Annotated in this window: 14 protein-coding genes and 1 pseudogene; 12 read left to right on the forward strand and 3 right to left on the reverse strand. The window is 68.0% G+C overall.

All coding sequences use genetic code 11. From position 1 onward, the window contains the following. The first annotated feature begins 164 nt into the window (after positions 1-164). Positions 165-2,573: an Rne/Rng family ribonuclease gene (locus tag KEC56_RS09830; RefSeq protein ID WP_227530818.1), complete on the forward strand. Its 2,409-nt coding sequence runs from the start codon at positions 165-167 to the stop codon at positions 2,571-2,573. Here KEC56_RS09830 and KEC56_RS09835 read toward each other — a convergent pair. Continuing rightward, positions 2,535-2,804: a DUF4031 domain-containing protein gene (locus KEC56_RS09835; protein ID WP_227530819.1), complete on the reverse strand. Its 270-nt coding sequence runs from the start codon at positions 2,802-2,804 to the stop codon at positions 2,535-2,537. The two genes, KEC56_RS09830 and KEC56_RS09835, sit on opposite strands and share 39 nt — an antisense overlap. Before the next feature lie 214 nt (positions 2,805-3,018). Between KEC56_RS09835 and rplU the strand changes: the two genes are divergently transcribed. The 10 genes from rplU to KEC56_RS09885 all read left to right on the forward strand — a co-directional run bounded on the left by rplU (position 3,019) and on the right by KEC56_RS09885 (position 10,346). Continuing rightward, positions 3,019-3,327 (forward strand): 50S ribosomal protein L21, encoded by a 309-nt coding sequence (gene rplU, locus KEC56_RS09840; RefSeq protein WP_175988676.1) that lies wholly within the window; start codon positions 3,019-3,021, stop codon positions 3,325-3,327. A gap of 18 nt (positions 3,328-3,345) precedes the next feature. Next, positions 3,346-3,603, forward strand: coding sequence for a 50S ribosomal protein L27 (rpmA, locus tag KEC56_RS09845; RefSeq protein ID WP_175988678.1), 258 nt, complete (start codon positions 3,346-3,348; stop codon positions 3,601-3,603). Between the two features lie 74 nt (positions 3,604-3,677). Next, positions 3,678-5,189 carry a GTPase ObgE gene (gene obgE, locus KEC56_RS09850; protein ID WP_227530820.1) on the forward strand — a complete coding sequence of 504 codons (1,512 nt, stop codon included), beginning with the start codon at positions 3,678-3,680 and terminating at the stop codon, positions 5,187-5,189. After that, positions 5,186-5,977 carry a glutamate 5-kinase gene (gene proB, locus KEC56_RS09855; protein ID WP_227530821.1) on the forward strand — a complete coding sequence of 264 codons (792 nt, stop codon included), beginning with the start codon at positions 5,186-5,188 and terminating at the stop codon, positions 5,975-5,977. The genes obgE and proB overlap by 4 nt, the downstream gene beginning before the upstream one ends. Positions 5,978-6,004: 27 nt before the next feature. Then, positions 6,005-7,258, forward strand: coding sequence for a glutamate-5-semialdehyde dehydrogenase (locus KEC56_RS09860; protein WP_227530822.1), 1,254 nt, complete (start codon positions 6,005-6,007; stop codon positions 7,256-7,258). A 51-nt stretch (positions 7,259-7,309) separates the two neighbouring features. Next, entirely contained in the window at positions 7,310-7,534 is a 225-nt protein-coding gene (locus KEC56_RS09865; RefSeq protein WP_175988686.1) for a hypothetical protein, read from the forward strand. A 5-nt stretch (positions 7,535-7,539) separates the two neighbouring features. Further along, a complete protein-coding gene (gene nadD / locus KEC56_RS09870) occupies positions 7,540-8,142 on the forward strand; it encodes a nicotinate-nucleotide adenylyltransferase (RefSeq protein ID WP_175988688.1) in 603 nt (200 codons plus the stop codon). Further along, a complete protein-coding gene (locus KEC56_RS09875) occupies positions 8,139-9,278 on the forward strand; it encodes a hypothetical protein (RefSeq protein WP_227530823.1) in 1,140 nt (379 codons plus the stop codon). Before nadD ends, KEC56_RS09875 begins: the two co-directional genes overlap by 4 nt. Continuing rightward, complete coding sequence (gene rsfS / locus KEC56_RS09880; protein ID WP_175988295.1) at positions 9,278-9,655, forward strand: ribosome silencing factor; 378 nt, start codon at positions 9,278-9,280, stop codon at positions 9,653-9,655. Before KEC56_RS09875 ends, rsfS begins: the two co-directional genes overlap by 1 nt. A gap of 1 nt (position 9,656) precedes the next feature. Beyond that, a complete protein-coding gene (locus KEC56_RS09885; protein ID WP_227530824.1) occupies positions 9,657-10,346 on the forward strand; it encodes an SDR family oxidoreductase in 690 nt (229 codons plus the stop codon). A 6-nt stretch (positions 10,347-10,352) separates the two neighbouring features. On the opposite strand, the gene KEC56_RS09890 is transcribed toward KEC56_RS09885, so the two are convergent. After that, the gene (locus tag KEC56_RS09890) at positions 10,353-10,580 is read right to left on the reverse strand and encodes a helix-turn-helix domain-containing protein (RefSeq protein WP_227530825.1); all 228 of its coding nucleotides are present in this window, start codon (positions 10,578-10,580) and stop codon (positions 10,353-10,355) included. A 38-nt stretch (positions 10,581-10,618) separates the two neighbouring features. Next, positions 10,619-11,775: pseudogene (locus tag KEC56_RS09895) on the reverse strand (IS3 family transposase). A 318-nt stretch (positions 11,776-12,093) separates the two neighbouring features. Between KEC56_RS09895 and dld the strand changes: the two are divergent. Further along, positions 12,094-13,809, forward strand: a complete 1,716-nt coding sequence (dld, locus tag KEC56_RS09900; protein ID WP_013161533.1) for a D-lactate dehydrogenase — start codon at positions 12,094-12,096, stop codon at positions 13,807-13,809. Positions 13,810-14,102: the final 293 nt, after the last annotated feature.

Consider the following 14,102-nt stretch of genomic DNA (forward strand, 5'->3'; position numbering starts at 1 on the left):
CACCAGGCGGTTCGGCCGCGGAAGGCATCGACGCAGACTTCGGGGCCCCATGCCCCTCGCGATCAGAGCCATGAGCCGGTCGCACACCGAGTGAGTTCGCGGCACCCGCGGGTGCCGCACGAGATTTCGCGGCACGCAGTGCTCGCGCAGGGAGTACGCCAGAGATGGCCGATGAGACGAATGACAACAACACCCCTACCCTCGACGCGAATGACGTGCTTCCGGTAACACCGGGCGCGGCGGTCGAAGCGGAGTCTCAGCCGGCCGAGGAGCCCCAGACGGATGCTGAGGCGCAGCCGGTCGACGAGTCTGCGGACGCTGCGGTCGAGTCTGCGACAGACGCAGGTGGCGATGCTCCCGTCGAGGAGTCCGCAGAAGCGGAGACGGCCGCAGAGCCGGAGAACGCGGCCGAGCCCGAGAAGCCTGCCGAGTCCGAGAAGGCCGCAGAGCCCGAGACGCCTGCCGAGTCCGAGAAGCCTGCCGAGCCGGCGAAGCCCGAGCCGCTCACCGCGGTCAGCCTCGGGCTCATCCCCGAGGTCTTCGTCTCGCGGGTGTCGACCCAGCTGCACTTCTACGCTCCCGAGATCACGCCGCTTCCGGCGCGGCCGGGGCGCGATCGCGACAACGTGCGCGACAGCGACCAGGACGAGACGTCCGGCGGACGACGCGGACGCCGCCGTCGCGGAGGAGACGGCGACGACCAGCAGACCGAGCCGCGTCAGCGCCAGCGCGCCGTCGAGTACATCACCGAGCCGAAGGCCATCAAGGGGTCCACGCGTCTCGAGGCCAAGAAGCAGCGCCGCCGCGACGGACGCGATGCCGGACGCCGCCGCCCGGTCGTGACCGAGGCCGAGTTCCTCGCCCGGCGCGAGTCCGTCGACCGCAAGATGATCGTCCGCTCGAAGAACGGACGCACCCAGATCGGCGTGCTCGAGGACGCCGTGCTCGTCGAGCACTACGTCGCGCGCAACCAGGACGCATCTCTGATCGGCAACGTCTACCTCGGCCGCGTGCAGAACGTGCTGCCGAGCATGGAGGCCGCGTTCGTCGACATCGGCCGCGGCCGCAACGCCGTGCTGTACTCGGGCGAGGTCGACTGGGACGGCGTCGAGACCGGCAATCAGCCCCGCCGCATCGAGCTGGCGCTCAAGCCCGGCGATCGCGTGCTCGTGCAGGTGACGAAAGACCCGGTCGGACACAAGGGCGCGCGCCTCACCAGCCAGATCTCGCTGCCCGGTCGCTACCTCGTGTACGTCCCAGGCGGATCGATGAACGGCATCAGCCGCAAGCTCCCCGACAACGAGCGCGCCCGCCTCAAGCGCATCCTCAAGGAGGTGCTGCCCGAGTCCAGCGGCGTCATCGTCCGCACGGCCGCGGAAGGCGCCACCGAGGAGCAGCTGACGCGCGACGTCCAGCGCCTCACGTCGCAGTGGGAGCACATCCAGAAGCAGGTCGAGAACCAGCAGGCTCCGGCGCTGCTGCACGCCGAACCCGACCTGCTCGTGAAGATCGTCCGCGACGTCTTCAACGAGGACTTCACGAAGATGCTCATCCAGGGCGAGGAGTCGCAGCGGACCATCCGCGCCTACCTCGAGAGCGTCGCCCCCGACCTGCTCGAGCGCGTGGAGTCCTACGAGGACGACACCGACCCGTTCGACGCGTTCCGCATCACGGAGCAGATCGAGAAGGCCCTGGACCGCAAGGTCTGGCTGCCCTCGGGCGGTTCTCTCGTGATCGACCGCACCGAGGCCATGACGGTCGTCGACGTCAACACCGGCAAGTTCGTCGGCTCGGGCGGCAATCTCGAAGAGACCGTCACGAAGAACAACCTCGAGGCCGCCGAGGAGATCGTCCGCCAGCTGCGGCTGCGCGACATCGGCGGCATCATCGTCGTCGACTTCATCGACATGGTGCTCGAGTCCAACCGCGACCTCGTGCTGCGCCGACTCGTCGAGTGCCTGAGCCGCGACCGCACCAAGCACCAGGTGGCCGAGGTCACCTCTCTCGGCCTGGTCCAGATGACCCGCAAGAAGCTCGGCCTGGGTCTGCTCGAGACCTTCAGCGAGGCGTGCGAGGTGTGCGCCGGCCGTGGCGTCATCGTGCACCACGACCCGGTGGTCAAGCACCGGTCGAACTCGGGTGGCGGTCAGTCGGGCGGCAATCGGCGCCAGCGCGGAGGCAATGGTCAGCAGAACCAGAGCGCCCAGCAGAACAGCTCCGTCGCCCACGGCATCCCCGAGGGTGCGAAGTCGGCGCTCGCGCAGATCGCCGCGTCCACGCTCGCCCCGACCGTCGGGCCGGTCATCGAGACGGCCCCCGTCGTCGAGACGGCGCCGGCGGCCGAGCAGGAGCGTCCCAAGAAGCCGCGTCGCAAGCGCGGCGGGGATCGGAACGCCGCGCCCAAGACCGAGGCCGAACAGCTGCTCGACTCGGTCCTCGACGCGCTGCCCGAGCCGAAGGCTCCCGGTCAGGGGCGCAACCGCCGGCGCGTGACGACGGCTGCCCTCACCGGAACGCCCGTCGCCGTGAACTCCTCACCCGCGCCGGTCGCGGGCGGGGATGCGGAGTCCTGAGGCGATCAGTCGCCGCACCAGCTCCTTGCCGCCGACGTGCTCCGCGCCGGCGGCGATGAGCCGGGGGAGTGCGTCCTCCGGCACGTCATAGTGGTCGCGGTCGAACGACCGCGCCGGCAGATCGTGGGCTCGCGCGAACGCGTGCAGCTCGTCGAGGCTCCGATCGCTGACCAGATGGGCCCAGAGGCGCCCGTGGGCGGGCCAGATGGGGTCGTCGATCAGTACGGTCACTCCGCGATCCTACGACCGCACGACACGGGCTGGTCTCGCTTTGCGAGAGTGTGGCTGATCCGGTAAAGTAGTCCCTTGGTGCGTGAGCTGAGTCGTCCCCAGAGGGCGACGGGCTGAAGTCCTGTGCTCACACCCGTCAGACCTGCGACGAACGCAGGCACAGTCTTCCCGTGAGATTTCCGGAGCTCCCGCTCCCCAACGAAACAGGTATCAAGTGGTTTACGCAGTAGTGCGCGCCGGTGGGCGGCAGGAGAAGGTCGAGGTCGGCACGATCGTTCAGCTCGACCGTGTTCAGGCTGCTCAGGGCGAGAAGATCGAGCTGCCCGCAGTGCTCCTCGTCGACGGCTCCACGGTGACCACCGACGCCGACAAGCTGGCCAAGGTCACGGTGACCGCCGAGGTCATCGGCAACCTCCGCGGCCCGAAGATCGTCATCCAGAAGTACAAGAACAAGACCGGCTACAAGAAGCGCCAGGGCCACCGCCAGGAGCTCACGCGCGTCAAGATCACCGGCATCAAGTAAGCAGAAGAGGCACAGGACATGGCACACAAAAAGGGCGCGAGCTCCACTCGCAACGGTCGTGACTCCAACGCTCAGCGACTCGGCGTGAAGCGCTTCGGCGGCCAGCAGGTCAACGCGGGCGAGATCCTCGTCCGTCAGCGCGGCACGCACTTCCACCCCGGCGTGAACGTCGGCCGTGGCGGCGACGACACGCTGTTCGCCCTCGAGGCGGGCGCTGTCGAGTTCGGCGCGAAGGGCGGCCGCAAGGTCGTCAACATCGTCGCCGCTGCTCAGTAATCGCAGCAGACAAGACATCCGGTTCGGGGCGGGCTTCGGCTCGCCCCGTCCGCGTATCCAGGGAGTAGTACGACATGGTCACGTTCGTCGACACGGTGACGCTGCATCTGCGCGCCGGCAAGGGCGGCAATGGCTGTGTCTCCGTGCACCGCGAGAAGTTCAAGCCGCTCGGCGGTCCCGATGGCGGCAACGGCGGTGACGGCGGCGACATCGTCCTCGTCGCCGACACGCAGACCGGGACGCTCCTGTCGTACCACCACTCTCCGCACCGCTCGTCCGGTAACGGCGGATTCGGCATGGGCGACCACCGATCCGGTTACGCGGGCGAGACGCTCGAGCTGCCCGTCCCGGTCGGCACGGTCGTCAAGAACGCCGACGGCGATGTGCTGCTCGACATGGTCACGCCTGGTGAGCGCTTCGTCGTGGCCCAGGGCGGCCGAGGAGGCCTCGGCAACGCCGCGCTCGCGAGTCCCAAGCGCAAGGCTCCCGGCTTCGCCCTGCTCGGCACCCCCGGCTTCGAGGGCGACGTGGTCCTCGAGCTCAAGACCGTCGCCGACGTGGCCCTGGTGGGCTACCCCTCGGCGGGCAAGTCGAGCCTGATCGCCGCGGTCTCGGCCGCACGGCCGAAGATCGCCGATTACCCGTTCACCACCCTGCATCCGAACCTCGGCGTCGTCCAGCAGGGCGACTTCCGCTACACCGTCGCCGACGTGCCGGGCCTCATCGAAGGAGCGAGCGAGGGACGCGGTCTCGGGCTGGAGTTCCTCCGTCACGTCGAGCGCTGCTCGGCGCTGCTGCACGTCCTCGACTGCGCGACGCTCGAGCCCGGCCGCGACCCGATCTCCGACCTCGACGTCATCCTCGCCGAGCTCGGCGCCTACGAGGTCCCCGAGGGGCAGACGCCGCTGCTGGAGCGCCCGCAGCTGGTCGCGCTCAACAAGATCGATGTTCCCGAGGCCCGCGACCTCGCCGACCTCGTCCGCCCCGAGCTCGAGGAGCGCGGCTTCCGGGTGTTCGACATCTCCACCGTCTCGCACGAGGGCCTCCGCCCGCTGACGTTCGCGCTCGGCGAGATCGTCGAGAAGCACCGAGCCGAGACGGCCGTCGAGGTCGAGGCGCCGCGCGTCGTCATCCGTCCCAAGGGCGCGGAGCAGCCCTTCACGATCCGCGTCGAGGGCGGCTCCTACGGCACCTACTACCGCATCCTGGGCGAGAAGCCGGTCCGCTGGGTGCAGCAGACCGATTTCCAGAACGAGGAGGCCGTCGGCTACCTGGCGGACCGCCTGGAGCGTCTCGGCGTCGAGGACGAGCTGTTCCGTCTCGGTGCGACGCCCGGCGCGACCGTCGTGATCGGCGAAGGCGAGGGTCTCATCTTCGACTGGGAGCCCTCGATGCGTTCGGCCGCGGAGCTCGCGACCGCGCCGCGCGGCACGGATCCGCGTCTCGCGCCGAACTCGCGACGCACCACGGGCGAGCGCCGCGAGCAGTACTACGAGCGGATGGACGCCAGAGCCGCCTACCGCGCGGAGCAGGACGAGAAGCGCCGTGCCACGGCGGGGCAGGACTTCGACGGAGACGACGCATGACCGCGATGACGCGTGCCGAGCTCGCAACCGCTCCGCGCATCGTCGTCAAGGTCGGTTCCTCCTCGATCAGCGGCGAGTCGTCCTGGCGGATTCCGATGATCGTGCACGCCCTCGCCGGCGCTCACGCGCGCGGCTGCGAGATCGTGCTGGTCTCGTCGGGGGCGATCGCCACCGGCATCCCGTTCCTCGATCTGGATGCCAGACCCACCGACCTCGCCACGCAGCAGGCCGCGGCGGCCGTCGGCCAGAACGTGCTCGTGTACCGCTATCAGGAGGCGCTGCGCCCGTTCCGCATCACGGCGGGGCAGGTCCTGCTGACGACGGGCGACCTCGAGACCGCGACCTCGCGCAGCAACGCCCGCCGCGCCATGGAGCGGCTGCTGGGCCTGCGCATCCTGCCCATCGTGAACGAGAACGACACCGTCGCCACGCAGGAGATCCGCTTCGGCGACAACGACCGGCTCGCAGCCCTCGTCGCCCAGCTCATCGGGGCGGACGCTCTCGTGCTGCTCAGCGACGTCGAGAGCCTCTACACGAAACCGCCGACGGATCCCGCGGCGGAGCCGATCGACACCATCGCCGCCGACGCGGACCTCGAAGGCCTCGAGTTCGGGGCGACCGTCGTCAACAGCGTCGGCACCGGGGGAGCGGCGACCAAGGTGTCCGCGGCGCGGCTGGCTGCGGCATCCGGCATCGGCGTTCTCGTCACGAGCGCCGACCTCATCGACCGTGCGCTCCACGGCGACGAGATCGGCACCTGGTTCGAGCCCGTCATCCAGGCCCGGTGACCCCACCGGGTCTCGTAAGCTGACCGGATGACCACCGACACCGTTCAGGACCGTCTCGCGCGCGCCAAGGAGGCCTCCCGAGCCACCGCGCGGCTGACCAGCGATGAGAAGGTCCGCGCCCTCGAAGCCGTCGCCGGTGCGCTCGAGTCGAACGCCGCGGACATCATCGCCGCGAACGCGCAGGACATCGAAGCCGGGCGGGAGAACGGGATCGGCGACGCGCTGATCGACCGGCTGCGCCTCGACCGCAAGCGCGTCGCCGCACTCGCATCGGCCGTGCGCGCGATCGCCGCACTGCCCGACCCCGTCGGCCAGGTCGTCGGCGGGCACCGGATGCCGAACGGCGTGAACCTGCAGCAGGTCCGGGTGCCCTTCGGCGTCGTCGGGGCCATCTACGAGGCGCGCCCCAACGTGACCGTCGACATCGCAGCCCTCGCCCTGCGATCCGGCAACGCGAACGTTCTGCGCGGGGGAAGTGCCGCACGCGCGTCGAACACCGTCCTCGTCCGGGTCATGCGCGACGCGCTGGAGAGCGCCGGCGTCACGCCCGAGGCCATCCAGACCGTCGACGACTTCGGCCGCGACGGCGCGAAGGCCCTCATGCACGGTCGCGGGTACGTCGACGTGCTCGTGCCGCGCGGCAGCGCCGCGCTCATCGAGACCGTCGTCACCGAATCGACCGTGCCCGTGATCGAGACCGGCGCCGGCAACGTGCACATCGTCCTGGACGAGACCGCGCCCGACGACTGGGCGCGCGAGATCGTCGTCAACGCCAAGGTTCAGCGTCCGAGCGTCTGCAACGCAGTCGAGACCGTTCTCGTGCTGCGCCAGGCCGCACCCCGCCTTGTTCCCCTCGTGGCCAGCGCCCTGCAGAGCGAGGGCGTCGCCGTCCACGGCGACGACATGGTCCGCGGGCTCGTGAGCGACGTCATCCCCGCGACGGAGGAGGACTGGGCGACCGAGTACCTCAGCCTCGACGTGGCCATGAAAGTCGTCGACACCCTCGATGATGCGCTCGCCCACATCCGCCGCTACAGCACGGGTCACACCGAATCCATCGTCACGGCCGACGCGCTGAACGCCGAGAGGTTCCTCGCCGAGGTGGACTCCGCCGTCGTGATGGCCAACGCCTCCACCCGCTTCACCGACGGGAGCGAGTTCGGATTCGGGGCGGAGGTCGGGATCTCCACGCAGAAGCTGCATGCCCGCGGGCCCATGGGGCTTTCCGAGCTGACCAGCACCAAATGGCTCGCGCGTGGGTCGGGTCAGACCCGCGCCTGAGCGATAGGATGGGTGAGCCTCTTCTCGCACCCGCCACGAAACGGAGTCAGGATGAACCTCGTCGCACAGATCGCGATGGCAGCCGCTGAAACGGAGCATCACGGCAACGTGGCGCTCGAGACCCTGATCTTCGGGGTCATCGCCGCCGCGCTGTTCGCCGTTCTCGGGCTCGTCACGTTCTCGTACCGCCACGTCGCCAACCGCCACTCCGCCAAGGCCGAGGCCTGGGCGCAGAAGCACGGCGCTGACGCTCACGGGGCAGGACACGGCCACTAGGGCGCATGGAGACGACGGCCACGCGTGCCCCACGCATCGGAGTGATGGGCGGGACGTTCGACCCGATCCACCACGGGCACCTGGTCGCGGCCAGCGAGGTCGCGCACGAGTTCGACCTCGACGAGGTCGTATTCGTTCCGACGGGGCGTCCATGGCAGAAGTCGAACGTCTCACCCAGTGAGCACCGCTACCTGATGACGGTGATCGCCACGGCATCCAACCCGCGATTCACGGTCAGCCGCGTCGATGTCGACCGCGAGGGCCCGACGTACACGATCGACACGCTCCGCGATCTGAAGACGCAGCGTCCAGACGCCGAGCTGTTCTTCATCACGGGTGCGGACGCCGTAGCGCAAATTCTCAGTTGGAGGGACCATGATGAACTGTGGGAACTGGCCCACTTCGTCGCGGTCTCCCGCCCAGGACATGTTCTGAGCACCGACGGCCTCCCGAGCGACAACGTCAGCCAGCTCGAGGTCCCCGCGCTGTCGATCTCGTCCACAGCGTGTCGAGAGCGCGTCGAGGAGGACCAGCCCGTGTGGTACCTGGTTCCCGACGGAGTCGTTCAGTACATCGCGAAGCATCATCTGTATCGGAGCAAGGCATGAGCACATCGGATCAGCAGGGCAATCAGCCGCTGACCCGCAAGCAGCTGCGGGAGATCCGCCTCACCGGCGCGACGCCGGTGATCGGAGAAGACGAAGCCGCGGCCGCCGCGAAGAAGACGCCCCCGACCCCGGTCGCGCCCCTCCCGCGCGCCGCCGAGCCGGCGGAGGTCGCGCCAGCGCTCGCCGAGGTCATCACCGATCCGGATGCCGCTCCGCTGACGCGCCGCCAGGCCCGCACGCTCGAGCGGCTGCGCACGGCGTCGGTCCCCGTGATCGAGCCGGAGAAGACCGCTGAGCCCGAGTCCGAGGAGACCGAGCCCGCCGAGGCGACCGCGGCCGAGGAGACCGAGGATTCCGAGCTCGTCTCGGCCGTGCCGGCGTTCGCCCCGGTCGGTGCCGTCGCCGTGGACGCCGGGGATCGCACCGAGGACGCCGGGGATCGCACCGAGGACGCCGCAGAGGCTGACGACGCTGCAGACGAGGCTGAGGCCGCTGCAGACGAGGCTGACGCCGACGTCGAGACGGATGCTGAATCCGAATCGGACACCGGCGCCGAGACGACGCCCGCGACGGCGACGGAGACAAGCGAGGACGAGGCGCCTGTCGACGACGACGCAGACGACGAGGTCGTCGAGGAGCGTCCGATCGTCAGCCCCGCGTTCGGTAGGCAGGTGCTCGGCGAGCAGGCCGACGTCCCCGCGTTCGCGCCCTCCTTCGACGATCTCATCACGTCGGATTCCGGCGGCTCGAACCGCGCGCCGAACACCCTGGTCTTCACGCACCCTGGAGAGGGCTCGCTGTCGGGCCCCGTGGCCTCGACCGGTGAGATCCTCATCACCGGGAGCTACGACCTGCCGGAAGGGCTCGGATCCCAGGGCCACGCGCACGGCACGACCGACGGCAAGGACATCGACGCCGTCCTCATCGACGGCGAGCTGCCCCCGGCATCCTCGCCGACGCCGATCGCTGCGAGCTCCGCCGTGAGCACGATCCGCCCCGCCGGCGAGGTTATCCGCCCCCCTGCCCCCGAGAAGGGCAACAAGCTGATGCTGACGCTGGCGATCACCGCCGGCGGTCTCGCCCTTCTCGTCGCCGCGGCGCTCGTCGTCGCATTCACCACGAATGTATTGGGATGATGCAATCACCTGAGAACGCCGAGGCCATGCTGCAGATCGCGGCGGATGCCGCCGTTTCCAAGGGCGGCGAGGACCTCGTCGCCCTCAACGTCTCGGAGCCGCTGCCGCTCGTCGACATCTTCCTGCTCGTGACCGGGAACAGCGAGCGCAACGTCGCCGCGATCGCCGACGAGATCGAGGACCGCCTGGTCGAAGCCGGCCACAAGCGGGTCCGCCGCGAGGGCCGTGCAGAGGCCCGCTGGGTGCTGATGGACTTCGGCGATCTCATCGTGCATGTCTTCCACGGCGAGGAGCGCGTGTACTACGGCCTCGAGAGGCTGTGGAAGGACTGCCCCGTCGTGCCGATCGAGCTCACCGAGGCCGCAGAGCGATCCTGAGATGGCGCTGCACCTGATCACCGGCGCCGGCTCCGGCATCGGCGCGGCGGTCGCCCGACGGCTGCACGAACGCGGGGACGACCTGATGCTGCTCGCGCGCGACGCGGGCAGGGCACGTGAACTCTCGACGCGGTTCCCCGGCGCTTCCACGCTGGTGGGGGATCTGGCGCAGCCGGGGCGCCTGTCCTGGGCGTTCTCGAAGCAGCAGCTGCCCGAGCGCATCGATTCGCTCGTGCACGTGGCCGGCATCGTCGACCTCGGTTCCGTCGCCGATCTTCCGCCGACGCTGTGGGAGCAGCAGCTGGCCGTGAACCTCGTCGCTCCGGCCGAGCTGACCCGGCTGCTCCTCCCGGTGCTCCGGGTGTCGCGCGGGCAGGTGCTGTTCGTGAACTCCGGAGCGGGGCTGCGCGCCCATGCCGATTGGGGCGCGTACGCGGCGTCCAAGCACGGCCTGAAGGCCCTGGCGGACGCGCTGCGGGCCGAAGAGGCCGCGAACGGGGTCCGGGTCACTTCGGTCTTCCCCGGACGCACCGCGACCCCCATGCAGGAGCGGGTGCACCAGCAGGAGGGCGCCGATTACGTGCCCGAGCGCTTCATCGATCCGGAGTCCGTCGCGACGAGCATCCTCACCGCCCTCGATCTGCCTCGTGACGCGCAGATCACCGACCTGTCTGTGCGGCCCGGAGTCTGAGGCCCGTCACCCGCGGAGCTGGTAGCGCAGCTCCGGGCGGCCCACGCCGCCGTACGTGGGCGTGCTCGCCGCCAGCCCGGACTCCACGAGGCGCTCCAGGTAGCGCCGCGCGCTGACGCGCGACATGCCGAGGACCTCGGCGACCTCCGTCGCCGAGACGGGGTGAGACTGCTCCTCCATGGTCTCCGCGACGCGCTGCAGCGTCACCGGGACTGCCGCACGGATGGGTGACATCTTGACCTGCCCCACGATTTTGGTTCCAGTCGTGGTGGCTAACTCACGGCGGGGATGTTGTTGATTTCGAGTGTCTCGTATTCGATCGGGGTGCGGTAGCCGAGGGCGGAATGTCGGCGTTGTCGGTTGTCGAAGATCTCGATGTACTCGAAGATCGCGTTGGCGAGTTCGACTCGGGTCTTCCACTTCTTCCGGTTCAGCAGTTCGATCTGCATCGATGACCAGAAGCTTTCCATCATCGCGTTGTCCAGGCCGTCGCCGACGGATCCGAACGAGGGCAGGAGCCCGGCGGAGCGGATCTTCTCTCCGAAGAGCCACGAGGTGAATTGCGTCCCGTGGTCCGCATGCACGATCCCGCCCGGTGCGGGGCGGCGATTCCGGATGGCCATGTCGAGCGCGTTGATGACGAGCGTGGTGTCCTGCTTGGAGTCGATCGACCAACCGATGATGCGGCGACTGTAGGCGTCGAGCACCGCCGCGCAGTAGACCCAGCCTTCCCGCGTGCGATGTTGCGTGATGTCCGTCACCCAGAGCTCATTCGGGCGCGGCCTGGCGAACTTCCGGTTCACGAGGTCATCGGACGTGACGACGCCGCGGAGCCGCTTGGTGCGGATAGGCCCGGGGAGCCCATAGATCCCGGCCAGGCGCATCAGCTTGTGCACCGTCCGCTCGCTGACGGCGACGCCCATCGCCATGGTCAGTTCGGCGTGGACTCGCCTGTATCCGTAGGTGCCGCGGGAGGTGACGTGCACTTCCCGGATCAGCCCGGTCAACCACTGCCGGCGCAACTCGGACTGGGTCAGGGGTTTCCGCTTGACGCGGTAGTAGTGCTGCCTCGCGACACCGAGGACGCGGCAGCAGCGGTCGATCGGGATCCCGGCGTCGGCGAGGCGGTCGATCACCGGGAAGAGCCTTTTGGGCGGGGGCGCTCCTCGTCGAGGAACTTCGCCGCCTGCCGGACAATCAGCAGCTCGGTCTCAAGCTCTCGAATGCGACGCTTCGCCGCTCGCAGCTCCGAGGACTCCGACGAGGGGACGCCGGGCCGGTGGCCGTTGTCGATGTCGTCCTGGCGGATCCAGTTCGACAGCGTGACGGGGTGGATGCCGAGTTCCACGGCGGTCTGTTTAGCCTGTTTGCCGGCACGCACGAGCGCGACAGCGCGCGCACGAAACTCCGGCGGATAAGGACGGGGCATGAGGATGAGCCTTCCGGATCAGGCCACCAGTTAGCCACCGAAACTGGAACCACTTCCGTGGGGCAGGTCAACCTGTCACCTGAACGTGCGGCAGTCCCCACCTTCTACAATGAGGATGTGCGTATGCACATGCATACGCACACGCACACTTCTTGGACGCCGTAGCGAGCTTCCGGGCAGACGGTCGCAGACGTCGTCCCCCTGGCTCGTTTCCCCGCCCATCAAAAAATGAACGACCGCGGACTAGCTCGGATCAAGGCGACATCCCCTCAGCATCATGACGCGCTTGTGATGCAACTGAATATAGGAAGCTTAGAGATGACGCAACCAGGACAGACCACCACGACTTCGCACGAAGCGATCGATGCGTTCAAGAGAATCGTCGGCGACGAACATGTACTGACCTCTGAGCGTGCCACGATGCCATTCAGCAAAGGCTATCGATTCGGCGGAGGACCAGTCTTCGCCGTGGTGCGCCCCGGCACGCTGGTCGAGATGTGGCGGGCGCTGCAGGTATCCGTCGACAACAACCTCATCGTCATCCCGCAGGCATCGAACACGGGCCTGACTGGTGGATCCGGCCCCGGCTTCCAAGACTACGATCGCCCCATTGTGATCATCTCGACTCACCGCATCGATGAGGTGCACCTCATCAACGACGCGCGCGAGGCGATCTCGCTCGCGGGCACCCCGCTGACACACCTGACCGACGCGCTCGCCAAGCACCAGCGCGAGCCGCACTCGGTGATCGGGTCGACATCAATCGGCGCCTCGGTCATCGGCGGCATCGCGAACAACTCGGGCGGCAGCCAGATTCGCAAGGGTCCGGCATTCACGCGCGAAGCGATCTTCGCCCGCGTCAACGACGACGGCAAGGTCGAGCTGGTCAATCACCTGGGCATCTCGCTCGGAGACGACCCTGAGGTCGCACTCGACCGTCTACAGCGCGGCGAGTGGTCTCCCGAGGATGTCACCCCAGCTCCCGAAGACTCGAACGAGACCGAGTACGCCGAGCACTTGCGCAAGATCGTGCCTTCGCCTGCTCGCTACAATGCGAACCCCGAGTACCTGTTCGAGGCTTCCGGCTCGGCCGGCAAGCTGATGGTGTTCGCGGTGCGCACCCGCACCTTCCCTCGCGAAGTGCACCCGACCGTGTTTTACATCGGCACGAACAACACGCACGAGCTCGAAGAGATCCGTCGGTTGTTCCTCGAAGCCGACATGCCGCTGCCTATCTCTGGTGAGTACATGGGCCGCAGTGCCTTCGACTTGGCCGAGAAGTACGGCAAAGACACCTTCGTCTTCCTGAAGTTCATGAGTCCAGCGCTGCAGACGCGCATGTTCTCGTTCAAGACGTGGGCCAACGGCTTGTTCTCGAAGATTCCCGGCATTGGTCCGACCTTCGCCGACACGGTATCGCAAGCCATGTTCAGCGTGCTGCCCAACCAGCTGCCCAAGCGCATGATGGAGTACCGCAACCGTTTCGAGCATCACCTGCTGCTCACCGTCAGCGAGTCGCAGAAGGCCGCGAGCGAGAAGATGCTCAAGGAGTTCTTCGCAGAGCCCGAGCACACTGGTGAGTTCTTCATCTGCACGTCTGATGAAGAAAAGAGCGCGTCGCTCAACCGGTTCGGCGCGGCCAGTGCCGCCACTCGCTACGCCGCGTTGAAGCGCCGGCACATCGCAGGGCTCATCCCCATCGATGTGGCCCTGCGTCGCGACGATTGGAACTGGCTCGAGGTGCTGCCGGAGGAGATCGACGACCAGCTTGAGGTCAAGGCGTATTACGGGCACTTCTTCTGCCATGTGATGCACCAGGACTATGTCGCCAAGCAGGGCGTGGATCCCGAGGCGCTGCACGACCGCATCCAGCACCTGCTGGAGGAGCGCGGCGCGAAGCTGCCCGCCGAGCACAACTACGGTCGCATCTACAAGCTGCCGGAGTCCATGGAAGAGCACTTCAAGGAGCTCGATCCGACGAATACGTTCAACGCCGGTATCGGCGGCACGTCGCCGCACAAGGACTGGGCCTAAGTCCCCCGGAGACATCGAGTACGAGCAGGCCAAAGCGCACCTGGATGACTGCCTCGCCCTCGCCGGCGACATGCACGCCATCTACCTGAGCATCGACGACTCGCTACGCCGGATCGCCAACCAAGCCTTCTTCGACAAGCTCATCGTCACCGACGACGACACCATCCACGGCGAACCCGGCGTGCCGTTTAACGTGGTCCTCAACCCGGACGTCCAGACTCTCGCCCTCCGCCACCAAGGACGGAAGGCGGAGTCTGGAACTCAAACCGGTGATGTCGACGGTTTGAACAACG

Source organism: Microbacterium tenebrionis, from assembly GCF_020682665.1.
GTDB lineage: Bacteria > Actinomycetota > Actinomycetes > Actinomycetales > Microbacteriaceae > Microbacterium > Microbacterium tenebrionis.